This window comes from Bacillus cereus group sp. MYBK227-1, from assembly GCF_051916325.1.
Taxonomy (GTDB): domain Bacteria; phylum Bacillota; class Bacilli; order Bacillales; family Bacillaceae_G; genus Bacillus_A; species Bacillus_A cereus.
On record NZ_JBQAGK010000003.1, the window covers coordinates 71,198 to 93,252 of the forward strand.

The window sequence follows — 22,055 nt, forward strand, 5'->3', positions numbered from 1 at the left end:
GAAAGCGGGAGGGGGATATATAAATTATGTCAAAAAATATTTTAATTGTTGAAGATGAAGACATATTACGTGAAATATTAAAAGATTATTTTTTAAGTGAGCAATATGTAGTGTTTGAAGCGAGGGACGGGAAAGAGGCTTTAGTTGTATTTGAAGAAGAAGAGGTTGATTTAGTTATTTTAGATATTATGTTGCCAGAACTCGATGGATGGTCTGTTTGCCGAAGAATTCGAAAGACGTCCGAGGTGCCTATTATTATGCTGACGGCGCGCGTAGATGAAGACGATACGTTACTCGGTTTTGAACTCGGGGCAGATGACTATGTGACGAAGCCGTATAGTCCGCCAATTTTATTAGCAAGAGCGAAAAGGTTATTAGAAAGCAGAAAAGTGACAAAGCAACTTTTAGAGAATGAAGATGATACATTATCAATCCACGGTATTCACGTTCATTTTCCGTCTCGCACTGTTACGGTAGATAGAACCGATATTAATTTAACGCATACAGAATTTGAAATATTAGCGTATTTCATGAAAAATCAAGGAATTGTTTTAACGCGAGAGCAACTCATTTCAAGAATTTGGGGATATGAATTTGCTGGCGATGATCGAACGGTGAATAGCCATATTCGTAATTTAAGAAATAAATTAGGAGAGAAAGCAAAGTATATTACAACTGTAGTACGAACTGGTTATAAATTTGAGGGGAATATATGAGAAAAGGGATTGTTCTAAAATTATTTACTCTTACAACAGCATTATGCATGTTAATTTTAGCGACGATATTTATTGGACAAACGATATTTTTTAAACAATATTATGCGAATCGAAAAGTGGAAGATATTAAAGTGAATTTAAATTCCTTTGAGAAGAACTATTTAAATCATGCAGGAAATGCAGAAGAAATTCAGAAACTAGAGCAAGACTTTTTAAGAGAAAATAATACGTGGATTACGACATTAGATAAGAACGGGAATTTAAAACATGCAGATGATTTTTATTTTGAGGTAACGATAGATCGTAGGCAACAAAAGAGCTTTGGACAACAAATATTTAAAATTCCTTTAGGCAATCTCGTCAATATAGAGGAGATTGATAATAAATTATCGGAGCATTTTTTAGGGCAAGAAATTTATTTTTCTGGAGTGAGAAAAGAAGATAGTTTTATTCCATTCTCTTTTTCTTTATCTAAGCAGAATTTAAGCGGATCTAATAAACCGTTAGAAAAAGCATTTAATGAGAAAATGAGTAAATTAAATGAGGAGAAAAAGAAAGCAGCTGTGGAACAAGTTGGTAAGGAAAAGAAGCCGGCTGTTCGGGAGCAAGCTGCTCAAGAACCAGATGTTTACATAGGAGGGCGTGTTACGAAAGTACAGTTTCCAGATGTAAAAGGCCCCGTAAATCCAATTTATAAAAACACTTTATTTTTGGATAGTATAAAAGAATTTCAAACGGATGTGTTACTAAAAGAGAGTAATCAAATAGAGTATTCAACAAAGACAATGGATTACGAAAAGAATGATATAAAATATAAATTATTAATGAAACCAATAAAAGAAAAAGACGGATCGGTAACATATATTTATGCGATGGCTTCTTTACAGCCGGTAGATGAAGCTGTACAAATGGTGCAAGATTATTATATCTATATCATTGCATTTGTAGTCGTTCTTATTTTTTTAGCTTCGTTCTATTACTCAAAACAAATTGCAAAGCCATTATTGAAAATAAATGATACAACAAAGAAAATAGCGCATTTAGACTTCACAGAAAAAATACCGATTACTTCGAAAGATGAAATTGGAGATTTATCGAAAAATATTAATGTGCTATCAAATAAACTCCATTCGCATATTGGACAGTTAGAAGAAGATATTGAAAAGGAAAGAAAGTTAGAAAAGACGCGAAAAGAATTCATTTCTGGTGTTTCACATGAATTAAAAACACCGCTAAGTATTATGAAAAGCTGTATTTCTATTTTAAAAGACGGGGTAGCTGAACATAAAAAAGAGTATTATTTTCAGGCAATGGAGAGAGAAGTAGACAAAATGGATACGTTAATTTTGGATATGCTTGAGTTAGCTAAATTTGAATCTGGTACATATAAAATGAAAAAAGATTCGTTTTATATTGATACAGTAATTGAAGGTATATGTGAACATCTATCTGTGAAAATAGAGAAAAAAGAACTTCATATTCATAAAAATATAAGTTCATTTGAAGTGATTGCAAATCAAGGCCGGATTGAACAAGTCATCGTGAACTTTATTACGAATGCTATACGATATACACCAAATAAAGAGGATATTATTATTTCTACAATAGATGAGAAGAATCGTATAAAAGTGTGCATTGAAAATAAAGGTACTCATATTGAAGAAGAGCAATTAGATAAAATTTGGGATCGTTTTTATCGCGTGGATACAGCTCGTCAGCGTTCACAAGGTGGGACGGGGCTTGGGCTTGCTATTTCAAAGAATATTTTAGAACTACATGATGCTGAATATGGGGCAGAAAATACAGAAGATGGTGTATTATTTTATTTCTATTTACCGAAAAAAGCGTAGACAATATGATCTATGCTTTTTTAATTTATTTTCATATTATCTTTACCTAATCTTTATTTTTAATCAGTATAATTTGTTTAGAAAATGAGGTTATGTAAGGAGTCGATGAACCGTGCATAGCAATTGGCTAAGTATAATGGTATTTATTTTCTTTTGCGCATTTATTGTATTTTTAATTGATATTACGATATGAAAAAAGAGCGCTCATTAAGCGCCCTTTTTTTGTATATTCATTTGATAAGCACTGATGCTCTTGAATAATCGTGGTGAAGTGATAAATAAAAATATAAGTAAAACGGTACATAAAATAAAAGAACCAAGCATTGTACTTCCATTTACGATTAATGAATATAACACAGCTGATTGACCTTTCGGCGCATATTGTCCCCAGAAAATAATGCCGGCAATAAAGTGGCAGAAATAGCGAGCAAAGCTACCGATAAATGTAGCAAGGATAATATAAGCAAGGACTTTCTTACCCTGATTTTGTTTTGATGAAGGTTTGTCTTTACGGTTACCTAAATTTGATTGTTCTAAGCTATTTTCATTGGATGTTAAAAGTGCTTTTTGAATTGGACGATAGAATAAGCCAGCAAATCCGATAAAAGCAAAGGCAATGAAGTACTCAATGAATGCTTGAACAGGTGTTAAAATATAAGCATCTCCCACGACAATTTGTAATAGTCCCCAAACTAAACCGCCTAAGAAAGCTGATTTAAAGCCCCAGCGGTAAGCAATAATAAAAATAGGAATCATAGCGAATGAGATAGAACCGCCTGTTGGAAGTTTAAGTGATAATGGTAAAATATCGATAATCATGGCGAAGGCTGCAAGAATAGCAGATTCGATCATCGCTTGTAAATTGGTGTTACGCATGTTGTCTCCCCCTAAATCCAAGTTGTACAAAAAAGAATAGATATCATAGGAGGATACGAAATACGTAAATAAAAATGAGGTATGTATTTCGGACGTTTGCACAATCCCTGCGTTAGCATTAACTAACAGGTTCGAAGGGTCGGAACGAAGTGTTCCCTCTCAGCGGCATGGCTCCCCCAGTGATAACGAAATTCTTTATTTGTTATTGTTTATTGTAAGCGAAATGGATGAGAATGGCAAACGAATACAGTATGACAATAATTGAAATAGAATTGTAGCGAAATGTTAATAAATATGAAGCAAAAGGGTATAGTACAAGAGAAATTGGGTGTGGTATAATTTTTTTGAAAATAATTATCATTCTCTTCTGAGGGGGAAGGTTATGAGCTTAGTAGATATTAAAATTGGAGAGAAAGTGTTAGTAAAAAGTATTCAGTCTTTAGATCAGCTATTAAAGCGTAGACTAGCTGCTTTCGGTCTTGCTGAAGGAAGCGAACTTCGCCTGAAACAGAAAGCGATGTTCAAAGGTCCTTGTACATTGGAGTGTCGTGGACAGTTAATTAGTATTCGTCATTGTGACGCGAAAATGATAAAGGTGGAATTAGCGTGAATAAGGTAGCTTTGCTAGGGAATCCGAATACAGGGAAGACATCATTATTTAATGCACTTACTGGTTCTTATGAATACGTAGGAAACTGGAGCGGTGTAACAGTAGAAAAGAAGATTGGTAAATTAAAAGATAGACAAGGAACATTAATTGATTTGCCAGGTGTGTATGATTTAAATCCAGTTTCACGTGATGAAGGTGTTGTAACAAACTTTCTATTAACAGAAGAATTTAATCATATGTTAAATATCGTAGATTCCTCGCAGTTTGAAAGAAATATGCATTTAACGTTGCAGTTACTTGAATTTGGTAAGCCAGTCTCAATTGGTTTAAACATGGTTGATGTGGCGAAGCAAAGAGGAATTGTCATTGATGTAAAACGATTATCAGAGCTATTAGGTGTAACAGTCGTTCCTGTTGTTGCAAGAAGTGGAAAAGGCTGTGAAGAACTGCTTACGACTCTTAAAGAAAATGACAAAAAAGAGAAAAAGCCATTCCTTATTTCATATGGTGTACAAATGGATGAAGGAATTGGAGAAGTAATTGCTCTTTTAGAGACAGCGAATTACGAGCATCCGAGATGGTTAGCACTTCAATTTTTAAGCAATAACGAAGTAGTAGAAAAAGAAATGAAAGCATTACCAATTTATAAGGAACTCATAGCCATTCGATCTTGCTTAGAAGGAAGACTTGATTGTACGTTAGAAGAGCACATTTACAAAACTCGTGAAGCGTATATTGAAAAGTTAAAAACAAATGTTATGAAGCATGAGAAAGAAGGAAAAATTCCTTTTTCAGAAAAAATTGATAGATTAATTACACATAAAATTTTAGGACTTCCAATCTTTTTAGCAGTTATGTTTTTTATTTTTCAGGTTACGTTTACGTGGATTGGTACACCTTTATCGGATATGTTAGATGAGTTTTTTGGTGGCCAGCTTACGGATTGGGTGACGGCTGGACTTACAAGTATTGGAGCTTCTGATTTTATTCAAGCACTAGTTACAGAAGGTATTATTGCCGGTGTTGGTGCTGTATTAGTATTCGTACCACAAATCTTTGCACTATTCTTTTTTATTTCATTATTAGAAGACTCAGGGTATATGGCGCGAATTGCAGTTGTTATGGATAGAATTATGGAGTTTTTCGGCTTAAACGGAAAAGCTTTTATTCCGATGATTATCGGTTTTGGATGTAACGTTCCAGGTATCATGGCTGCGAGAACGATTGAACAGGAAAAAGAACGTTTACTTACCATTTTAGTAACACCATTTATGTCTTGTTCAGCACGATTACCTGTATATGCATTATTTGCGGGCGTATTTTTCCCGCATAGTCAGGCGACTGTTGTATTTTCTTTATATGTTGCAGGGATTGTTCTTGCGTTATTAGTTACAAAAATTATGTCTCTTACAATTTTGAAAGCGGAAAAGTCTATTTTCGTAATTGAATTACCGCCTTACCGTGTGCCACAAGCAAAAACATTATGGCTAAGCACGTGGGAGAAAGGAAAGGGATTTGTTCGTAAAGCTGGTACATTCATCTTTGGTGGTTCGGTTGTTATTTGGTTATTAAACTATGCAGGTCCATCAGGATTCGGCGTTGATATGGGAGATAGCTACTTAGCGATGATTGGTGGATTTATCGCACCATTATTTGCACCGCTCGGCTTCGGAACGTGGCAAGCTGCAGCATCCCTTTTAACAGGATTTTTAGCGAAGGAAGTTGTCGTTTCTACAATGGCAATTATTTATGCAGTTAAAGAAGATGTGCTTGGAAATGTAATGGGAGCACATTATACAGCATTATCAGCTTATGCATTTATGTTCTTTATTTTATTATATGTTCCGTGTTTAGCGACGGTAGCTGTTATTAAACGTGAAACAGGATCAGCGAAGTGGACGATTTTTTCAGTCGTTTATCCACTCGTAGTTGCTTATGTATTAACGCTCATTATATACCAAGTTGGATCCTTACTCGGATTCTAGAAGGAGATGTATTGTGATGATGGTCAATATTATAATTGGAGCTATCATTTTTGGTTATGCAGCATATACGTTAGTTAATTTTGTAAAGAGAAGTAAAAAAGGAAAATGCGCGGCATGTTCTTTAAATAAGTCATGTCAGTCGCAAACTTGTAGCCCGGATATGGAGCAAATTGCTCATAATAAATAGAAAAAAGCTTTGCGAATTTCGCAAAGCTTTTTTGTTTTACTTTTTAATTTTTACAAGTTGAGAAGCTTCTACGCCTTTGTAACCAGGGAATTCTTTACTTGGGTCTTTATCAAATTTTAATACACCTACAGATTTTTCATCACCTTTTACATTGCTGTAAGTTGCGTCATCGACAATCGCATACATATCTGTATATGCACGACCACTTCCGATAATTGTGTTGCCTTCATATTTTAATTTTGCCCCATCAAGTGCAGCATTTTCTACTTTTTCTTTTGCAAATAATACACCTTGTTCTGTTGTTACAGCTGGTAATTTATCAAGTGGTTTCGTGTTGTCTTTTTCATCAACTTTGCTAAGTAACTCTTTTTTCACTAGTTCTTCACCAGTTTTCTTATCCATTACAAGAACTTTTTTACCATCTAATGTTGTCATTTTCATTTTATAGAAGTCTTTTTCTTTCACTTCTTTTTTGTTTTTATCTGTAATTTGCTGAACTTGTTCTTCTGATCCGTACAGTACAAAGCCGTTCGCTTTCTCTCCTAATAAAGAACAACCTGATAATGCTCCAAGTGAAATTGCTGCTGCTAATCCGATTCCTACTAATTTTTTCATGATGATTTCTCCTTTTATCTGTTTTATAGTAAATACAATTTTTGTATCGTTGCTTACATGCGAAGAAGCTTGTTTGTTGCTTCTGATATTAGTGTATAAGAAATATTGGAATGCAACTATCGAGTTAGCTTACAGTAACATTACACTTATGTAATTTAGTGAAATTGCAAAAAAGTAAGTTAATTCCAAATAGATATAATTATAATATATTGTAAATACAATATTATATATAAAATGTCATATTATAATGGATGTATTTTGGAAATAACATGTAAGGACATATTAGTTTTGTTATAATAAACACATAGGCTGTAAAATGAATATTCTTTACTGTAAAGGGAGATTTTTCAGTTTTCCAAGTAGTGAATTTGAAATATGAGGTATATCATAGGAGGAATTTAGATGTCTGTATTTAAACGATTAAGAGATTTAACAATGTCGAATGTGTATTCGTTAATTGAAAAAGCGGAAGATCCAGTTAAGATGACTGATCAATATTTACGCGATATGCAAGCCGATGTACAAGAGGCTGAGAAAAGTGTAGCAGCTCAAATCGCACTTGAGAAGAAATTCAAAATATTATTTGAAGAGCAAGAAGCACTTGTGAAAAAACGTGAAGAGCAGGCTCATATGGCTGTTCAAGCTAATAACTTAGATCTTGCGCGTCGTGCATTAGAAGAAAAACAAAATGCAGAGCAAAAAATGAATGAGTATAAAGCAAGCTACGAGCAAAATAAAACTGCTGCTGATAACCTGCGCCTAAAGCTAGAAGAAATGCGTAAGCAATTAACAGAGCTGAAAAATAAACGTGAAACACTTGTAGCACGTGTAAATGCTGCGAAAGCACACAAAAATATTAATCAGGCGATGTCTGGATTTGATTCAAATTCAGCAAAAGCTGGTTTAAGCCGTATGGAAGAGAAAGCCCTTCAATTAGAGGCTGAAGCGGAAGCAAGCAGTGAAGTTTATAAGAAAGAAAAATCATTAGATGATGAATTCGCAAGCTTAAACAAAAATTCTGCTGTTGACGATGAATTAGCTCGTATTATGAAGCAGTATGAGAAATAATATAGAATAAAGACAAATGAACCGACATGTCTAAATATATTCATGTCGGTTTTCTATTATATTTTAGAGGAGGTTTTGCAATGACATGGATGAATGTAGTTGCCATGCTTGTATGGACTGGAGCGAGTGCAGTACTTTTATTTGCAATTATGTGGGTTGATTCAATTTTTACAAAATACAATGATTTAAAAGAAATCAAAAATGGAAATACAGCTGTAACAACTCGTTTTATTATGAAATTATTTGCACAAGGGTACATTTTATCTCAATCGATAACGAAAGCAAATGATTTATGGCAAGCACTTCTTGCATCAGCAGTTTCTTTCGTTATTTTATTAGTGGTAGAAATGTTTATCGAATTCGTATTAAAGAAAATGTCTGGTCTTGATTTAGAAGAAGGTACGAAAGAAGGTAGCGTTGCACATGCGATGTTAGCCGGATCATTACATATTGTTGGTGCACTAATTTTAGGTGCTTGTTTATAAAGAGAAAAGGAGGGGTAGATCATGAGTTTATTTAAACGAATTAAAAATATAATGAAAAGCCCAGAGCCACCGAAGCCGGAAAAGAGTCTTTTAACGTTAGCTCCTGGCGATATGATTGAAGTTTCATTAGTTATGTATGAATTAATTGGGAAAACGAGTATGCATTCGCGTAAGGAAATTGTTTTGACATTGCAAGATGGAAAAGATATTCGTTATTTAAAAATTGAAGACCGAGAAAATACGTATTACAAATTATATACTCCAATTGATGGTCGCTTAGATTCAATTGATGAAATTCCGACGACAATTGAAATGGATGATATCGAGTACCATATGGAAGAACAATATAACGGACGTGTTGTTGTGATGGGAAAAACTCCATTCTCAGCTTCAGAAGAACAGTATATATGGGAATTCCAATCAGATAATCGAAAATTATTGCGTATTGAATGGCAAAATGGTCGCACAATGATGTATGAGGGAGAAGCAATCATTCCTGCTGATGTACAAATTATAAGAGCAACGTAAGGGGGCGTAATCATGTCAAACCGATTGTTTACCATGATTAAATCGTTTGTGATCCCTATACTTGCTATCGTTATATTACTTGTTGTTGCTGGTTATGCCTTATCAGGTTGTCAAGGCGGGCAGACAAAGTCGATTCAAGACCGTTATCCACTTGAATCTGTTGCCAAGGAAGGTAAACAAGAATCTTACGTGTATAGGGCCGCCAATCGGTCAGTTCCTGAAGTCGCAAAGGAACTCATTAATGAAAGAGAACCGCAGCAAGCATCTAAAGAAGACGAAAATCAAATGTTCCTCGTTTATTCTGATAAGATTTATAACCTGCAAAAGGATAAAGAGAAACCATCTGATACGTTAATTGAAATAAGTAATAAAGAATTTGTCCGTCAAAATTACCAACCGTCCTTCTTGCAAGGATATATTATGGGTAGCATATTAAACGATATATTCGGTTCACGAAAATCATCATACGGTGATTATCGAGGATATAACGATAGACAAAATCATAAACCAGTTATTCCAGAGAGACCACCTACAAAAGAAGAAAAGAAAACCCCACCTCCAATTACGAAGGAAGGGAAAGGGTCTATCATTAAGCGAGGCGATAATGTAGATTCGAAACCATCAGTAGGTGATAAGGGAAGTATTACTGAAAAAGGAAGTAATACGACGCCCCCACCTTCTACTGGAAGCAAGGGTAAAATTACAAAAACACCAGGCGGTTCAAGCGGATCAGATGTGAAGCCAAAATCATCTATTAAAACGCCGCCAAGGAATACATCTCCTCCGAAAACGAGGGTCGGTGGTTCAGGAAAAATTACGAAGAGAAGATAGTGTAGAGACCGAAAAGTGGAATTTGCTTTTTGGTCTTTTTTTGTTATGGGAATTAATTCCTCTCAGGTGGTACGATTTAGGCATAAGGGAGGAAGTAAAAATATATCAGCGATTATTGAAATATATCGACTTACCGACAAAAACTGACAACGATAGCAACTTAATAATAAAAAGAGGGTGTGCCAAAATTTTGGCACACCCTCTTTTTCATAACGATTAATGAATATCACGTTTCTTAAAGTTACCGCCTTTTACTTCTGCTACGTCATAAACTGTAATAAAGGCGTGTGGATCGATTTCATTAATAAGTTCTTTCATTTTACTTTCTTCTAAACGGTTAATTACACATGAAATTTCTTTAAACTTCTCTCTTGAATAACCACCGTATACTTCGTTATATGTTGCACTTCGGCCTAAACGATCGCGAATTGTTTCTACCATTAATTCAGGCTCTTTTGTAATAATTTTAAATGCTTTTGAACCACTTAAACCAACTTCAACGATATGAATCACTTTCGAAGCGATAAAGTAAGCAATTGCCGAAAGGATAGCTCCTTGCAGGCCGAATACCGTTGATACGAAAATAAATACGAACATGTTTAAGAATAAAATAAGGTCACTCGTTCCAAATGGTAACTTACGAGAAAGCAATACAGCAAGCATATCGATTCCATCTAATGCCCCACCGTTACGTAATGCTAGTCCCATACCAAAACCGATGATAATACCACCAACAACTGTAACTAATAATGTATCGCCTTCAATAATAGCTGGTATTCCGTGCATGACAACGGTACCTACTGCTAATGAAGCAATTCCGATAATAGAATAAATCGCAAAGCTTTTACCGATTTGCTTATACCCTAACCAAACGAAAGGAATGTTAATAACTGCGATTAGAGCTCCTAATGGCAATCCAAATAATCTTGAACTAACGATACTTAAACCAGTTACACCACCGTCTGATACGTTATTTGGAATTAATACTGCTTCTAATCCGTACGCTGTGATAAATGCCCCAATAATAATCATCAAAGCTTTTGAAGCAATTCTTAGCTTATTGGGCTTGTTTTTGATAATTTTCTCCATGTAATTTCCTCGTTTCAAACTAGTTTCTTATTTGTTACGTAATTCACACCTAAATTTTATTTTAACATTTAATTTGAAAAAATTCTCCTTTAATGGATGTATGCAGGGAATATTATCACCATATTATCTTTAAAATATTTTTGAAATCAGTATAAGAAATCCCATCCTTTCAAAGGATGGGATGCTATTAAGAAAATATAAAACTAAGTACTGATACGAATAAAGCGAAACCTAAAATAGTTCCACATATTTTCATATGGCGCTTGCGTCCCATTACGACAATCGCAACATATTCACGGATCATTGCGTTAGGCCAGTAATAAAATGCAGTTTTTGATCCAATACCTTGGCTGTTAAGACCGGCTTGTCTTGCATATATACCAGCACGGAAAAGGTGGAAATTATTCGTTGTAAAAATACTTTTATATTTACCTTCTGGTTTTAAAGAATCCATAATTTCTTTAGAGAACAGCATATTTTGATATGTGTTTACAGAGCGATTTTCCTGGACTGTATGTTCAAGAGGAATTCCTTTTTCAACAGCGTAACTTTGCATCGCTTCCGCTTCTGGAAGACCTTCATCTGGACCTTGTCCACCAGAAAAAATAATTGTTGGTGGTGTATTAACAGCGGCTTGTTTCCAATAGAAGTCAATCGCTTTATTAATGCGACTTGCAAGTAAAGGTGGTACTTTATCATTAATTAAGCCGCTACCAAGAACGATGATGAAATCTTGATTACGTCTTGGTCTGTTGAATTGGTATAAAAAATATGCACTTAAGAAGTTAGATAAGTGTATAAAGAAATATATGCTTATAAGAGAAATAGCTGCAAAAATAGGCTCTAAATGCGATGAAACCAAACTTGCTGGATTTATAATAGGGAGTAACATAAAGAATAACATCCCTAAAGCAGCAAGGAGTGTTAAACAGTTAGTGAACCGTCGTCCTTCTCGCTTCATTAAAATTCTAGCATTAAGAAATAGCCCAAACATTAAAGCAACAATACCGAAAGGAAGCATAATGAGAAGTGCTAAAAAAGGTAAAAATATAATGTAGCGTAGGACATCACTATCTGAGTTCAATGATACAATCACACAAAAAAGAAGGAAAAAACAGATAAAGGCATTAAATAAAAAGCCGTTTATTATTTTTCGCGGATCTTTTAAATATGAGATAAGAAAAATAATAAATAATATAAGAGGAATAATTCCGAAATACATCATAAATATAGTACACCTCAACTTGTATAAGAATTTGACATACCTTTTATATTACATGATTTTATAAGTGAAAATGAAAGAAAAAGGATTTTGAATTTTCTCAATAAAATATATAGATACGTATGTTACAATATATTCAAAGCGATATATTAAAAGTAAAATGGTTGAAAAGGCACTCAGTAGAGTGCTTTTTCTTTTTGTATGCAATTGTGCATATTATATTTTTTTTCAAATGAAGAGGATTACAATATAAGTTGTAGACAGACTTTATAAAGCAGAATTTCATACAAACATTTCCCTCTACTTTTTGTATCTAACAATCGTATAACAATAAATAATTCTGTTTTATAGTGTCTGTTTTTGAAAGGTGTCTTTTTTGAAGGCACCTTTTTTTATTAGTATAGATAGTTTACACTGTTAGCATAGTGTAAACTATCTATACTAAACATTAGCAATCTTCCGTATAAATATTATCAATTTACTATATATTCCAGTGGTGTTAACCTACATATGAAAGGCTTTCTTTTTCAAAATATTACCCCTAATAAAATTTTGAAGAAGTCAACTGTCTCCAAACTTGTCTTTATGCTTAAAGAAAAAGCACTCAAATTGAGTGCTTTTTCTTATTGAAACATGCTATTTTTCTAGGCGATTTTCATAAAATAAAAGTAAAGAAATGAAAGTGGGTGACAAAATGCCGGCAGTTGTGGAAGGTGTTATTATTGAAAACTGCAATGGAACAATTAATGTAGGTGACAAATATAACGTACAGCCGATTGAAAAGACGAAGGCTTATAATGGATCGGGATCATCAAATACAGGAATGAAAGTACAAACGTTTAGCGGGATTAGTACAGCTGATGTATGGGATAATGATGCGAATGATCAGGGGATACAGTTTACTTTATAGTACAGTATGTAAAATTGCATAAAATGATGAAGTTGCCCTATGATACAATCTAGCTGTGAGCTGTTAATGATTCTTCTGTAGTATAGTTGTTAGATTAGAAATATAACATCTTATCGAAAATCATACGTATAAAAAAGACACTTCAAATGAAGTGTCTTTTTGTACCTTAGTGATACCCTTTAGCAGAGTCTTTATGAATTTTATTTTTAAATATACTGTAGCTCCAAAGCTGATATCCAATAACGATTGGTACCATGACCATTGCAACGAAGAACATAATTTTTAAGTTTAATTGACTACCGGCTGCGTTGTATAACGTTGTACTGTATGCATCGTTAATACGAGATGGTAACATTCTTGGGAACATACCTGCAAAGCCAGTTGTCATAAACATTGCGATTGTTAGGCAAACGAATGTGAAGGCAAGGCCAATTTTATGTTTGTACACCATAATTAGTGCGAGTACACTCATTAGCATTGCAAGTACTGGAAGAATGAATAGTACCGGATATTCCGTAAAGTTTTGGAATAAGTTTGTTCGATTAGCAGTCGCTACATAGAAGATAGCTAAAATAATAGCAGCTGCCATTGAAAATGGCCTTGCGATTTTATAAGCACGATCAGATACTTCACCAGTCGTTTTAATCATGACCCAAAGGGCACCGGATACGACAAATATAGCAGTGAAGAACAACCCTCCTAAAATACCGTAATGGTTTAGTAAGCTAAGTAAATTTCCTTCATAGCCATTTTTTCCGATTTGTAGTCCGTAATACAAGTTAGCAAATGTAACACCGAATAAAAAGGCGATTAAGAAACTGCCAATTGCAAATGCCCATTTACAAGTTTTTTGCCAAATTGGTGAATCATCTTTATGCATGAATTCCAGTCCAGCGGCACGAGCAAATAGTGCAAGTAATACTAAGAATAACGGTGTATATAAATAACTAAACATATTAGCATATGTGACTGGGAAGGCAGCAAATGTTGCGCCACCAGCTGTAATTAACCATACTTCATTACCGCCCCAGAACGGGCCAATTGCTTCTTGTAATTGATTTCGTTCTTGTCGATCTTTCGTAACGAAAGGAAAAATCATTCCGTTACCAAGTGCATACCCGTCAAGAATGAAGTAAACTGTCCAAATCACGCCCCATAAACCGAACCAGATGATTGCAAGCATATCATGAGACATGAGCCACACCTCCCTCAGTAGCAGGTTCTTCTAATGCGGCAGGTCCTTTTTTCGCGAACTTCAGCATTAAGTATACGTCTGCGATTAAAAGTAAAGTGTAGAATAAAATTAAACTAATTAATGAGAACCAAATTTGTGGAACAGATATAGGCGATACAGATTCTGCTGTACGCATTAGTTTATATACTGTCCATGGTTGGCGACCTACTTCAGCGACAATCCATCCTGCGTTAATCGCAATATAAGGAAGTAAGACAGACCATATTGTAATTTTTAAATAACGTTTTGAGTTTTCTAGTTTTCCTTTTCGGTTTAAATAGAAGCCATACCAAGTTAATGCCATAAAGAACATACCGAGTGCAACCATTAAGCGGAAGCTATAATACACGAGGTTAACATTTGGACGTTCATCTTTCGGAATATCCTTTAAACCAACAATTTCGCCATCAAATGAGTTTGTATAGAAGAAGCTTCCGAGTTTTGGAATCGTAAGGAATTCAAAATTCTTCTCGTTTTTCACATCAGGAATTTGAACAATTGAGAAGCCTTGTCCTTTTCCGGTTTCCCAAACTGCTTCCATCGCAGCTCCTTTTGCGGGTTGATATTTAGCCGCTGATACACCAGATTGATGTCCCATAAACGGTGTAATTGTTGCGGCGAATAAGCCTAACATTAAGCCGAACTTAAATGATTTTTTGAAGAATTCAACTTCATTTTTACGTAATAAGTGATAGGCACTAATTGCCATAACGAAGAAAGCACCAACAATATAACAACCAACTACAGTATGGAAGAACATATTCCAAGCGTATGGATTCGTAACGAGTGCCCAGAAATCATTTAATTCAGCGCGGCCGTTACGTACTACGTAGCCAACAGGGTTTTGCATAAAGCCGTTTGCTGTAATAATCCAAAGGGCAGAAATGTTTGTTCCAAGTGCAACCATCCACATGCAGAAGGCACGGAACTTTGGTGAAATTTTGTCTTTACCGAATAACCATATTCCCATGAAAGTAGATTCTAAGAAGAAGGCAACAAGTGCTTCGATTGCGAGAGGTGATCCGAAAATGTCTCCCATATATTTGGAGTACTCAGACCAGTTTGTTCCAAATTGGAATTCCATCGTAATCCCGGTTATAATCCCCATTACGAAGTTAATTGTAAATAATTTACCCCAGAAATTTGCCATTTTGCGGTATGTTGGATTCAATGTGCGGGCGTATTGAGTTTCCATACATGCTACTAAAATGACAAGTCCGATTGTCAAAGGTACAAATAAAAAGTGATAAAAAATAGTAATTGCAAATTGAAAACGACTCAGTAACAGAACGTCGGACATAATGAATATTCACTCCTTTTTTACATTATCTACAATCAGTTTATAGTGAAAATACGTTTAAAGTATGTGAAACTTGTTACAAAGCTGTGTGTATATTTTGAAAGAATTATGTCGATTATCTGAAAATATCTTATTTTTACTATAAAGCGATATCCTTTTTGAGTTTTTCATATTTTGGTACACTATTTATGTAGTGTAAATGAGAGAAAAGAGGGTTCCTTACTATGAAGTCATTAGAAGAGATTTTGCAGTACAATGAGAAATTTGTTGAAGAGAAAAAATACGAAGAGTATGAAACAGGAAAATTCCCGAATAAAAAAATGGTAATTATCTCTTGTATGGATACTCGTCTTGTTGAATTATTACCAAAAGCAATGAATATGCGTAACGGTGATGTGAAAATTATTAAGGTAGCAGGAGCTGTTATCTCACATCCATTCGGAAGTATTATGCGTAGTATTTTAGTTGCTGTATATGAACTTGGTGCTGATGAAGTTTGTGTAGTTGGTCACCACGATTGCGGTATGGCAAAAATTCAGGCAAGCAGTACAATTGAGAAGATGAAAGAGCGCGGTATAACAAATGAGAAATTAGATACACTCCGTTATTCTGGAATCGATTTAGAAAGATTCCTACAAGGGTTCTCTAGTGTAGAAGAAAGTGTAGAACATAGCGTATCGATACTTCGCAACCATCCGTTACTTCCAGAAGAAGTACCTGTTCACGGTCTTGTTATCGATCCTGAAACAGGAAAATTAGATTTAGTTGTGAATGGTTACGACAATTAAGAATTTACTTTGTCATCCTTTTTATCTGGGACAGGATCAAATCCTCCCGGGTGGAAAGGGTGACATTTTAATATACGCTTACAAGTAAGCCAAAAACCTTTGAGTGCACCATGTTTTTGAAACGCCTCTAATCCGTAATGAGAACAAGTCGGATAAAAACGGCATGTTGGTGGTGTCATCGGAGAAATGAATTTTTGATAAAAGCGTATAATCCCAATAAAAATCTGTTTCATAACGGTCTCCTTTTCAGCATATTCTTAAAGTATTATAGCACGACTGTACATAATACTTTACTAATGTGCATTTCCGTTATATCATATTGGATATAACGGAATTAAATTAAAAGCGGGAGAGATGTTGTATGCCATCAGTAGAAAGCTTTGAATTAGATCATACGATTGTAAAGGCACCTTATGTAAGACATTGCGGAGTTCACAATGTAGGTAGTGACGGTATTGTAAATAAATTTGATATTCGTTTCTGCCAACCGAATAAACAAGCAATGAAACCAGATGTTATTCATACGTTAGAGCATTTATTAGCATTTAATTTACGTAAATATATTGATCGTTATCCGCATTTTGATATTATCGATATTTCACCGATGGGCTGCCAAACAGGATATTATCTTGTAGTAAGCGGAACACCGACAGTACGAGAAATCATTGATTTATTAGAACTAACATTAAAAGATGCGGTTCAAATTACAGAAATTCCAGCTGCAAATGAAACACAATGTGGTCAAGCGAAGCTTCACGACTTAGAAGGAGCACAACGCTTAATGAACTTCTGGTTAAGCCAAGATAAAGATGAACTTGAGAAAGTGTTTGGATAAAAAGGAAAACTGCCTGTGAAAGGGCAGTTTTTTTATTGTACTAAGAGCGAACATACTCTTCTTTTTTATGAAAATATATTAGATACTCCAACATATAAAACAAAGGCAGAACCGAGAAAATAAACAAATGCTTTTGCTTTTTCCCGTTTCTTCATTTCATCAATTCCAAAAAGGATAAACATAATACTTAAAAGGATAAACACGTAAGGTAAAAGAATAGTGAAGTTTGCAAAGAAGCTAAATAGGGCGAGAGAAAGAGCGATAGTGGCGATTATAATTTGAATGTTTTTTAACATGGAATCCCCCTTAAGTAGAAAGAAATAGTTACTGAGAGAAAATAATTATAAATGCTAAATTGATCGAAATTTTATTCTACATGTAGCGAAAGAGTTTGATATTAAAAAGAAGAATATGAGACTAGAAACGAAAAAATACGGGATACTCATTAATTCCTAGAAGAATAAAGGAACAACTGAGAATAAATTGTACGTATGGGAGAAGTGAAAAATTATCGGTAAAATGGACATAAGTGCTTAGAGTGAGTAAGAGAAGCATGAAAAATGCTAAAAAAATCCGTAATATAGTTAGAGTTAGCATCGTATAGCCCCCTTTAGACCATTTACTAGAATATTTCTGTGAAGCCAATAAATAAAGCAGCGGCTCCTGCTAGTAGAGCGAGCACACTACCTCCTGTTTGCTGTTTTAATATTTCCTCTAAACTTATGGTGAGGGCCATACCTCCTAAAAAGATGAACATATAAGGGATTATTTCTCTATTACCAGTAAAAAATCCATAGATTGCTATAGATAAGGCAATAAGTGATAAAGTAATCCGTCCCCCTTTTAGCATAAAAGACCTCCTCTATTTTATGTAGGTAATAATGAGAACAATCCAAATGAAAGCACCGGCAATAATACAAATAAGTCCAGTTGCTGATTCCCTTTTCTTTATTTGTTCAAATGCGATGAGAAACATTAAAGCCCCTAATAGAAATTGTGAAAGAGGTAAAGAATTATTTTGACCTGTATATAATCCAATTGCCGACATAACGATCACAGTGAGTGCTACTATGATGCGAAGTATACGAAGCATATTAGGAATTCTCCTTATTCTTTTTTGTATAAGGATTGTCTTCTAGTTTATCGACGGAATGTTTATAAGCATAGCCTTTATTAATTGTCATGACGGAGAGTACGAGGATGATTAGGACGATGATAATACCGATAATTAATATTTTGAACATAAAATCCCTCCTTTTCTTTATTTTACATAATTTTGTAATTGATGAAAACAATAGAAAATAAAAGGATGAAAGAAGGGTGTTACATGGAGACGAAAAAAACATATTATATATCAATAGGAAACGGTCAAATTTCACAAGTGAAGACGGCGGATACGTATAATTTTGAGATTTCCGCAAATGATGAGGAAATTACGGAATTAAGAGAGCACTTTGATCAAGCATATGTAGAAGATTTAGGGTCATTTGTACGCTCCCACGTTCCATTTGTTGAGTATCATCACGATTCAAATAATGACCGATATGATGAACAACTACAAAAAGCATATAAAATGATTTACGATTTAGGAAATCATGAGACGAAAGAATTAGTCGCACAAATGGGAATAATCAATGGATTGTAATTGGATAATATTATGCAGAAAAGCGAGAATATGCTACAATTTGTGGTAGGAAAAACTTGTAACCATCAATAGGGGAGTAATGGCATGTACAAATTTAAAGATTATTACCACAACACTGTACAATTATCGTTTGAACGTTATCCATTTTCTCCTGAGCCAAAGCATGTTTGGGTTGTATGCCGGTACGGGGATCAATGGTTATTAACGCATCATTTACGTCGCGGTCTTGAATTTCCAGGTGGTAAAGTAGAACTAGGGGAAACACCGGAAGAAGCGGCAGTTCGAGAGGTTCATGAAGAAACCGGCGGCATAGTTTCTGATTTAACTTACTTAGGACAATACAAAGTATCTGGAAAAGACAAAATAATCATTAAAAACATTTATTTTGCAACAATTAGTGCGGTAGAAGAACATACGCATTACGAAGAAACGAAAGGGTCTGTTTTATTAAAAGACATTCCTGACAACATTAAAACGAATAGAAAATTTAGCTTTATAATGCGCGATGACGTATTAGCGCGTACGATGAAACATATAGAAGAAATCGGCTGTTTTACGAAGTAAAGTAGCCGGTTTCTTTTTTTGTATGTAAGAATAAATGTAAACATATCTTTACATTATTTTGGGGATATTATACAATTTTGTAAAGATATATTTACATTTTGGGAGGGGGAAGATGGATAAAAGAAAAGAAACGACTGTTACTGTTTCGATGGTTAAATTAAACTTTTCTTTATTTTTTATAATAATTGCTTTGTCGTTTGGAATTGGTTATTTGCATATATTTCTTTCAGGTGGGGTTCAAGTCGAAGTTACATTATTAACGATGTTTCTTTTTATTATCGCAATGATTGTTCTCGTTTGTATTCATGAAGCGATACATTTAATTGGCTTTCGTTATATCGGAGGTGTTCCGTGGAGTGAACTAAAATGGGGCGTTAATTGGAAATTAGGTGTTGCATATGCTCATTCTAAACAGGCGGTTACAGTAAAGCAAATGAAGAAAGTGTTAATGCTTCCGTTTTTACCAACTGGAATTTTGCCAATTGTATTGGGATTAGCTATGAATCTGGAGCCACTCTCATTTTTAGGAATTCTACTAACAGCAGGGTGTATCGGCGACATTGCCGTATATCAAAAAGTTTCAAAGTTTCCAGATGATGCGCTAGTAAAAGATCATCCGAGTAAACCGCAGTTTACAGTATATGAATAATAAGAGGAGGCGTTTTTGAACAACTGCCTCCTCTTATTATTTTTTGTCGGTAAATCAATATATTGTGAAAATTGTTGATATAATTTAATTACTATTATTGTATTTTTATCTCCACCTCTAAAAACGAAAGCACCTCCAACAAATCATCTACGATACGTGAATGCTTAAAATTCCCCCAAAACGCATCTTTTTTCCAAACACCAAGAATCCCTACTTGTTCAGAACCAAGCACATCGTTTTCTGGATGATCTCCAACATAAAGACATTCTTCTGCCTTCACATCTAGTCTTTGCAAAGCACGTTCGAAAATTTCAGGATGAGGTTTTTTAATTCCTTCAGCTTCTGAAACGAGAATGGTGTTTGTATACGTATGTATATGTAGTGCTCGAAGGTTGCTCATCTGAAATTCAGTAAAACCATTTGTAATAATACCAATTTTAATGTTTCGCTGTTTTAACTGTTGAAGTAGTTCATGCGTGTTTTTGAAAGGAATACAATGATGTTGGAAGTTTGTAATATAGTCGTGTAGTAGTTGTTCTTGCGTTAAAGTAGTAATGTTGTATTCGGAAAGGAGAGTAGCATATACTTTATCCTTCCACGTATAGCCATTATTATCGAGTTCAAGAAATCGAGAACAATACTTTGATTTCTCTATGCTCTTCAAATGTGAGGCGAAGCGATTATATTGCTCACAAATAAATTGTTCTAAAGATTGGCGCCGATCTAATAGTGTTCCATCTAAGTCGAATAAGATTGCACGAATCATGGGAAGCCTCCTTGCAGTTTTTATAATTACTTATCGCATATTCGCAAAAAAATGATTATGATATTTTGTAGAATGGAATAATGGGGGATTGTATGAAGAAACTGTATGGCAAGTTAGTGTGTTGTATTATAGCAAGCAGTTTAGTTGCAGGATGCGAGAGTGCTATCGAGGTTACGAATGAAAAAGAAATTTGTAAAACAGAAGAAGAGTGCACGCAAATAGGAGATAAAACATTACAAAAAGTATATAAAAAGATAGAGGGACTTTCAGAACTTGAAAAAGTAGAGGATTATGACATAGAAGAGTATGAAAGTATGAATATGAAAGAGGCGGAACAGAAAAAAGAAGAGGATGACAATTACTTCTTTTTAGCTTCTTATTATATCGATGATGATGAAATTGTAGATCCTTATTTTGAGAAATTGGATCGTAAGAGATTGAATAAAGTTTTTGCAGATGACAAAGTAGCAAAAGATGATTTGTTAAGCCAGCGGCAAGATAGAGAGTATCATGAAACGTTATGGGACATGTATCGCACTCTTATTCCAGTGAAATATCGTGAGAATATAACAGGGTTGGATTTAATAACGGATGGTTATGACGGCGTTGTTGCCCATGTCATGCCAAGTATGGATGACCCGAGAGATTGGTTGCTTAGTTTAGACGTGCTCGATTCTGGGGTGAATATAGATGAAGTGATGAAAACATTAATTCATGAAACGGCTCACGTATTAACGATTGGGCATAAACAAGTACCAGTAGATAGGAAATATTTAGAGGCGTTTGATGAAGAGAAAGACATTTCATCATATCGAAATAAATGTAACACGGTGTTCTTGAAAAATGGATGTGCGAGAAAAACTTCGTATATTAACCAATTTTATAATGAATTTTGGAAACCAATTGAGCAAGAGTGGACAGAAAAGAAAGTAGAAGAAAGTGAAGAGGCACAAATTGAATTTTATAAAGAAAAGCATGATGATTTTGTATCGCTGTATGGAACAACAAATGTAACGGAGGATATCGCAGATACATTTACAGCGTTCATTTTACAAGATTCAAAAAAGTTGAAAGAAGGAACAGAGTTAAAATATAAAAAAATTGCTTTCTTCTATCAGTTCCCTGAGCTTGTAAAAATGAGAGCGGAAGTGCTGTCGGGATTATATGATGTTTCAAAAACGATAGAACAACAAAGTGGAGACTAATGTGAGGTATGCTTTCGATATAGTTTCGTTAAAGAAAAGCGTGAAGAATTTTTAATTCTTTGCGTTTTTTTATGTTGATAAAATTGAAAATTCTGTA

The 22,055-nt window shown here is 34.5% G+C and carries 28 protein-coding genes and 1 riboswitch; of the genes, 16 read left to right on the forward strand and 12 right to left on the reverse strand.

Going from position 1 to position 22,055, the window contains the following annotated elements; genetic code table 11:
- The first annotated feature begins 26 nt into the window (after nucleotides 1-26).
- Both ACTFRM_RS13565 and ACTFRM_RS13570 read left to right on the forward strand, forming a co-directional pair.
- Nucleotides 27-716: a response regulator transcription factor gene (locus ACTFRM_RS13565; RefSeq protein ID WP_000041856.1), complete on the forward strand. Its 690-nt coding sequence runs from the start codon at nucleotides 27-29 to the stop codon at nucleotides 714-716.
- Nucleotides 713-2,566 (forward strand): sensor histidine kinase, encoded by a 1,854-nt coding sequence (locus tag ACTFRM_RS13570; RefSeq protein ID WP_088322474.1) that lies wholly within the window; start codon nucleotides 713-715, stop codon nucleotides 2,564-2,566. The genes ACTFRM_RS13565 and ACTFRM_RS13570 overlap by 4 nt, the downstream gene beginning before the upstream one ends.
- A gap of 207 nt (nucleotides 2,567-2,773) precedes the next feature.
- Here ACTFRM_RS13570 and thiT read toward each other — a convergent pair whose 3' ends face one another.
- The gene (gene thiT, locus ACTFRM_RS13575; RefSeq protein WP_088322473.1) at nucleotides 2,774-3,442 is read right to left on the reverse strand and encodes an energy-coupled thiamine transporter ThiT; all 669 of its coding nucleotides are present in this window, start codon (nucleotides 3,440-3,442) and stop codon (nucleotides 2,774-2,776) included.
- Nucleotides 3,443-3,528: 86 nt separating this feature from the next.
- Nucleotides 3,529-3,630, reverse strand: a riboswitch (TPP riboswitch).
- A gap of 194 nt (nucleotides 3,631-3,824) precedes the next feature.
- On the opposite strand from thiT, the gene ACTFRM_RS13580 reads away from it, so the two are divergent.
- Genes ACTFRM_RS13580 through ACTFRM_RS13590 form a run of 3 tightly spaced genes read left to right on the forward strand, consistent with a single transcriptional unit; the run spans nucleotide 3,825 to nucleotide 6,224 of the window.
- Nucleotides 3,825-4,052 (forward strand): FeoA family protein, encoded by a 228-nt coding sequence (locus tag ACTFRM_RS13580; RefSeq protein ID WP_000060512.1) that lies wholly within the window; start codon nucleotides 3,825-3,827, stop codon nucleotides 4,050-4,052.
- A complete protein-coding gene (gene feoB / locus ACTFRM_RS13585) occupies nucleotides 4,049-6,037 on the forward strand; it encodes a ferrous iron transport protein B (RefSeq protein WP_088322472.1) in 1,989 nt (662 codons plus the stop codon). The genes ACTFRM_RS13580 and feoB overlap by 4 nt, the downstream gene beginning before the upstream one ends.
- A gap of 16 nt (nucleotides 6,038-6,053) precedes the next feature.
- A complete protein-coding gene (locus tag ACTFRM_RS13590) occupies nucleotides 6,054-6,224 on the forward strand; it encodes a FeoB-associated Cys-rich membrane protein (protein ID WP_000989598.1) in 171 nt (56 codons plus the stop codon).
- 36 nt (nucleotides 6,225-6,260) lie between these two features.
- On the opposite strand, the gene ACTFRM_RS13595 is transcribed toward ACTFRM_RS13590, so the two are convergent.
- Nucleotides 6,261-6,839: a lipoprotein BA_5634 family protein gene (locus tag ACTFRM_RS13595; protein WP_000737501.1), complete on the reverse strand. Its 579-nt coding sequence runs from the start codon at nucleotides 6,837-6,839 to the stop codon at nucleotides 6,261-6,263.
- A 402-nt stretch (nucleotides 6,840-7,241) separates the two neighbouring features.
- Between ACTFRM_RS13595 and ACTFRM_RS13600 the strand changes: the two genes are divergently transcribed.
- The 4 genes from ACTFRM_RS13600 to ACTFRM_RS13615 all read left to right on the forward strand — a co-directional run bounded on the left by ACTFRM_RS13600 (nucleotide 7,242) and on the right by ACTFRM_RS13615 (nucleotide 9,751).
- Nucleotides 7,242-7,907, forward strand: a complete 666-nt coding sequence (locus ACTFRM_RS13600) for a PspA/IM30 family protein (RefSeq protein ID WP_322373145.1) — start codon at nucleotides 7,242-7,244, stop codon at nucleotides 7,905-7,907.
- Nucleotides 7,908-7,987: 80 nt separating this feature from the next.
- Nucleotides 7,988-8,392 carry a DUF350 domain-containing protein gene (locus ACTFRM_RS13605; protein WP_000220087.1) on the forward strand — a complete coding sequence of 135 codons (405 nt, stop codon included), beginning with the start codon at nucleotides 7,988-7,990 and terminating at the stop codon, nucleotides 8,390-8,392.
- A 21-nt stretch (nucleotides 8,393-8,413) separates the two neighbouring features.
- Nucleotides 8,414-8,920, forward strand: coding sequence for a DUF4178 domain-containing protein (locus ACTFRM_RS13610; protein ID WP_000051743.1), 507 nt, complete (start codon nucleotides 8,414-8,416; stop codon nucleotides 8,918-8,920).
- Between the two features lie 12 nt (nucleotides 8,921-8,932).
- The gene (locus tag ACTFRM_RS13615) at nucleotides 8,933-9,751 is read left to right on the forward strand and encodes a DUF4247 domain-containing protein (RefSeq protein WP_000071199.1); all 819 of its coding nucleotides are present in this window, start codon (nucleotides 8,933-8,935) and stop codon (nucleotides 9,749-9,751) included.
- A 216-nt stretch (nucleotides 9,752-9,967) separates the two neighbouring features.
- Here ACTFRM_RS13615 and ACTFRM_RS13620 read toward each other — a convergent pair whose 3' ends face one another.
- Both ACTFRM_RS13620 and ACTFRM_RS13625 read right to left on the reverse strand, forming a co-directional pair.
- A complete protein-coding gene (locus tag ACTFRM_RS13620) occupies nucleotides 9,968-10,840 on the reverse strand; it encodes a YitT family protein (protein ID WP_000411246.1) in 873 nt (290 codons plus the stop codon).
- A gap of 187 nt (nucleotides 10,841-11,027) precedes the next feature.
- Entirely contained in the window at nucleotides 11,028-12,065 is a 1,038-nt protein-coding gene (locus ACTFRM_RS13625; protein WP_000990094.1) for a YdcF family protein, read from the reverse strand.
- A 673-nt stretch (nucleotides 12,066-12,738) separates the two neighbouring features.
- Here ACTFRM_RS13625 and ACTFRM_RS13630 point away from each other — a divergent pair.
- Entirely contained in the window at nucleotides 12,739-12,972 is a 234-nt protein-coding gene (locus tag ACTFRM_RS13630) for a spore germination protein (RefSeq protein WP_002001299.1), read from the forward strand.
- Nucleotides 12,973-13,138: 166 nt separating this feature from the next.
- Here the strand turns inward: ACTFRM_RS13630 and cydB are convergent, their stop codons facing one another.
- Nucleotides 13,139-14,167, reverse strand: coding sequence for a cytochrome d ubiquinol oxidase subunit II (cydB, locus tag ACTFRM_RS13635; protein WP_000017662.1), 1,029 nt, complete (start codon nucleotides 14,165-14,167; stop codon nucleotides 13,139-13,141).
- Nucleotides 14,157-15,506 carry a cytochrome ubiquinol oxidase subunit I gene (cydA, locus tag ACTFRM_RS13640; RefSeq protein ID WP_001286188.1) on the reverse strand — a complete coding sequence of 450 codons (1,350 nt, stop codon included), beginning with the start codon at nucleotides 15,504-15,506 and terminating at the stop codon, nucleotides 14,157-14,159. Before cydA ends, cydB begins: the two co-directional genes overlap by 11 nt.
- 224 nt (nucleotides 15,507-15,730) lie before the next feature.
- Here cydA and ACTFRM_RS13645 point away from each other — a divergent pair, with 224 nt between their 5' ends.
- Complete coding sequence (locus ACTFRM_RS13645; RefSeq protein WP_000838169.1) at nucleotides 15,731-16,294, forward strand: beta-class carbonic anhydrase; 564 nt, start codon at nucleotides 15,731-15,733, stop codon at nucleotides 16,292-16,294.
- Here ACTFRM_RS13645 and yidD read toward each other — a convergent pair.
- Nucleotides 16,291-16,527 carry a membrane protein insertion efficiency factor YidD gene (gene yidD / locus ACTFRM_RS13650; RefSeq protein WP_000809334.1) on the reverse strand — a complete coding sequence of 79 codons (237 nt, stop codon included), beginning with the start codon at nucleotides 16,525-16,527 and terminating at the stop codon, nucleotides 16,291-16,293. The two genes, ACTFRM_RS13645 and yidD, sit on opposite strands and share 4 nt — an antisense overlap.
- Nucleotides 16,528-16,655: 128 nt before the next feature.
- Here yidD and luxS point away from each other — a divergent pair, with 128 nt between their 5' ends.
- Nucleotides 16,656-17,129, forward strand: a complete 474-nt coding sequence (luxS, locus tag ACTFRM_RS13655) for an S-ribosylhomocysteine lyase LuxS (protein WP_001141371.1) — start codon at nucleotides 16,656-16,658, stop codon at nucleotides 17,127-17,129.
- Between the two features lie 65 nt (nucleotides 17,130-17,194).
- Here the strand turns inward: luxS and ACTFRM_RS13660 are convergent, their stop codons facing one another.
- The 4 genes from ACTFRM_RS13660 to ytzI form a co-directional block, all read right to left on the reverse strand.
- The gene (locus tag ACTFRM_RS13660) at nucleotides 17,195-17,425 is read right to left on the reverse strand and encodes a YczI family protein (protein WP_000916668.1); all 231 of its coding nucleotides are present in this window, start codon (nucleotides 17,423-17,425) and stop codon (nucleotides 17,195-17,197) included.
- Nucleotides 17,426-17,751: 326 nt separating this feature from the next.
- Complete coding sequence (locus ACTFRM_RS13665) at nucleotides 17,752-17,979, reverse strand: DUF3953 domain-containing protein (protein WP_000911650.1); 228 nt, start codon at nucleotides 17,977-17,979, stop codon at nucleotides 17,752-17,754.
- Between the two features lie 12 nt (nucleotides 17,980-17,991).
- Nucleotides 17,992-18,222, reverse strand: coding sequence for a DUF3953 domain-containing protein (locus tag ACTFRM_RS13670; RefSeq protein WP_000944458.1), 231 nt, complete (start codon nucleotides 18,220-18,222; stop codon nucleotides 17,992-17,994).
- Nucleotide 18,223: 1 nt separating this feature from the next.
- A complete protein-coding gene (gene ytzI / locus ACTFRM_RS13675; protein WP_000472794.1) occupies nucleotides 18,224-18,373 on the reverse strand; it encodes a YtzI protein in 150 nt (49 codons plus the stop codon).
- A gap of 83 nt (nucleotides 18,374-18,456) precedes the next feature.
- Between ytzI and ACTFRM_RS13680 the strand changes: the two genes are divergently transcribed.
- The 3 genes from ACTFRM_RS13680 to ACTFRM_RS13690 all read left to right on the forward strand — a co-directional run bounded on the left by ACTFRM_RS13680 (nucleotide 18,457) and on the right by ACTFRM_RS13690 (nucleotide 19,987).
- Complete coding sequence (locus ACTFRM_RS13680) at nucleotides 18,457-18,774, forward strand: hypothetical protein (RefSeq protein ID WP_000448409.1); 318 nt, start codon at nucleotides 18,457-18,459, stop codon at nucleotides 18,772-18,774.
- 84 nt (nucleotides 18,775-18,858) lie between these two features.
- Entirely contained in the window at nucleotides 18,859-19,338 is a 480-nt protein-coding gene (gene mutTA, locus ACTFRM_RS13685) for an antimutator 8-oxo-(dGTP/GTP)ase (RefSeq protein ID WP_000276385.1), read from the forward strand.
- Nucleotides 19,339-19,450: 112 nt separating this feature from the next.
- A complete protein-coding gene (locus tag ACTFRM_RS13690; protein ID WP_000361288.1) occupies nucleotides 19,451-19,987 on the forward strand; it encodes a DUF3267 domain-containing protein in 537 nt (178 codons plus the stop codon).
- A 94-nt stretch (nucleotides 19,988-20,081) separates the two neighbouring features.
- Here the strand turns inward: ACTFRM_RS13690 and ACTFRM_RS13695 are convergent, their stop codons facing one another.
- Nucleotides 20,082-20,753 carry an HAD family hydrolase gene (locus ACTFRM_RS13695; RefSeq protein ID WP_322372316.1) on the reverse strand — a complete coding sequence of 224 codons (672 nt, stop codon included), beginning with the start codon at nucleotides 20,751-20,753 and terminating at the stop codon, nucleotides 20,082-20,084.
- A 92-nt stretch (nucleotides 20,754-20,845) separates the two neighbouring features.
- On the opposite strand from ACTFRM_RS13695, the gene ACTFRM_RS13700 reads away from it, so the two are divergent.
- Complete coding sequence (locus tag ACTFRM_RS13700) at nucleotides 20,846-21,958, forward strand: recombinase family protein (protein ID WP_322372317.1); 1,113 nt, start codon at nucleotides 20,846-20,848, stop codon at nucleotides 21,956-21,958.
- Nucleotides 21,959-22,055: the final 97 nt, after the last annotated feature.

Excerpts from the sequence above, each read along its gene's own strand:
- yidD (WP_000809334.1), bottom strand. The coding sequence starts at position 16,527 with ATGAAACAGATTTTTATTGGGATTATACGCTTTTATCAAAAATTCATT.
- ACTFRM_RS13605 (WP_000220087.1), top strand. The coding sequence starts at position 7,988 with ATGACATGGATGAATGTAGTTGCCATGCTTGTATGGACTGGAGCGAGT.
- ACTFRM_RS13590 (WP_000989598.1), top strand. The coding sequence starts at position 6,054 with ATGATGGTCAATATTATAATTGGAGCTATCATTTTTGGTTATGCAGCA.
- ACTFRM_RS13630 (WP_002001299.1), top strand. The coding sequence starts at position 12,739 with ATGAAAGTGGGTGACAAAATGCCGGCAGTTGTGGAAGGTGTTATTATT.
- ACTFRM_RS13570 (WP_088322474.1), top strand. The coding sequence starts at position 713 with ATGAGAAAAGGGATTGTTCTAAAATTATTTACTCTTACAACAGCATTA.
- ACTFRM_RS13565 (WP_000041856.1), top strand. The coding sequence starts at position 27 with ATGTCAAAAAATATTTTAATTGTTGAAGATGAAGACATATTACGTGAA.
- ACTFRM_RS13670 (WP_000944458.1), bottom strand. The coding sequence starts at position 18,222 with ATGCTTCGTATACTTCGCATCATAGTAGCACTCACTGTGATCGTTATG.
- cydB (WP_000017662.1), bottom strand. The coding sequence starts at position 14,167 with ATGTCTCATGATATGCTTGCAATCATCTGGTTCGGTTTATGGGGCGTG.
- mutTA (WP_000276385.1), top strand. The coding sequence starts at position 18,859 with ATGTACAAATTTAAAGATTATTACCACAACACTGTACAATTATCGTTT.
- ACTFRM_RS13615 (WP_000071199.1), top strand. The coding sequence starts at position 8,933 with ATGTCAAACCGATTGTTTACCATGATTAAATCGTTTGTGATCCCTATA.
- ACTFRM_RS13645 (WP_000838169.1), top strand. The coding sequence starts at position 15,731 with ATGAAGTCATTAGAAGAGATTTTGCAGTACAATGAGAAATTTGTTGAA.
- ACTFRM_RS13695 (WP_322372316.1), bottom strand. The coding sequence starts at position 20,753 with ATGATTCGTGCAATCTTATTCGACTTAGATGGAACACTATTAGATCGG.
- ACTFRM_RS13660 (WP_000916668.1), bottom strand. The coding sequence starts at position 17,425 with ATGTTAAAAAACATTCAAATTATAATCGCCACTATCGCTCTTTCTCTC.
- ACTFRM_RS13595 (WP_000737501.1), bottom strand. The coding sequence starts at position 6,839 with ATGAAAAAATTAGTAGGAATCGGATTAGCAGCAGCAATTTCACTTGGA.
- ACTFRM_RS13600 (WP_322373145.1), top strand. The coding sequence starts at position 7,242 with ATGTCTGTATTTAAACGATTAAGAGATTTAACAATGTCGAATGTGTAT.
- cydA (WP_001286188.1), bottom strand. The coding sequence starts at position 15,506 with ATGTCCGACGTTCTGTTACTGAGTCGTTTTCAATTTGCAATTACTATT.
- ACTFRM_RS13690 (WP_000361288.1), top strand. The coding sequence starts at position 19,451 with ATGGATAAAAGAAAAGAAACGACTGTTACTGTTTCGATGGTTAAATTA.
- luxS (WP_001141371.1), top strand. The coding sequence starts at position 16,656 with ATGCCATCAGTAGAAAGCTTTGAATTAGATCATACGATTGTAAAGGCA.
- ACTFRM_RS13610 (WP_000051743.1), top strand. The coding sequence starts at position 8,414 with ATGAGTTTATTTAAACGAATTAAAAATATAATGAAAAGCCCAGAGCCA.
- ACTFRM_RS13680 (WP_000448409.1), top strand. The coding sequence starts at position 18,457 with ATGGAGACGAAAAAAACATATTATATATCAATAGGAAACGGTCAAATT.
- ACTFRM_RS13580 (WP_000060512.1), top strand. The coding sequence starts at position 3,825 with ATGAGCTTAGTAGATATTAAAATTGGAGAGAAAGTGTTAGTAAAAAGT.
- ACTFRM_RS13700 (WP_322372317.1), top strand. The coding sequence starts at position 20,846 with ATGAAGAAACTGTATGGCAAGTTAGTGTGTTGTATTATAGCAAGCAGT.
- ACTFRM_RS13665 (WP_000911650.1), bottom strand. The coding sequence starts at position 17,979 with ATGCTAAAAGGGGGACGGATTACTTTATCACTTATTGCCTTATCTATA.
- ytzI (WP_000472794.1), bottom strand. The coding sequence starts at position 18,373 with ATGTTCAAAATATTAATTATCGGTATTATCATCGTCCTAATCATCCTC.
- ACTFRM_RS13620 (WP_000411246.1), bottom strand. The coding sequence starts at position 10,840 with ATGGAGAAAATTATCAAAAACAAGCCCAATAAGCTAAGAATTGCTTCA.
- thiT (WP_088322473.1), bottom strand. The coding sequence starts at position 3,442 with ATGCGTAACACCAATTTACAAGCGATGATCGAATCTGCTATTCTTGCA.
- ACTFRM_RS13625 (WP_000990094.1), bottom strand. The coding sequence starts at position 12,065 with ATGATGTATTTCGGAATTATTCCTCTTATATTATTTATTATTTTTCTT.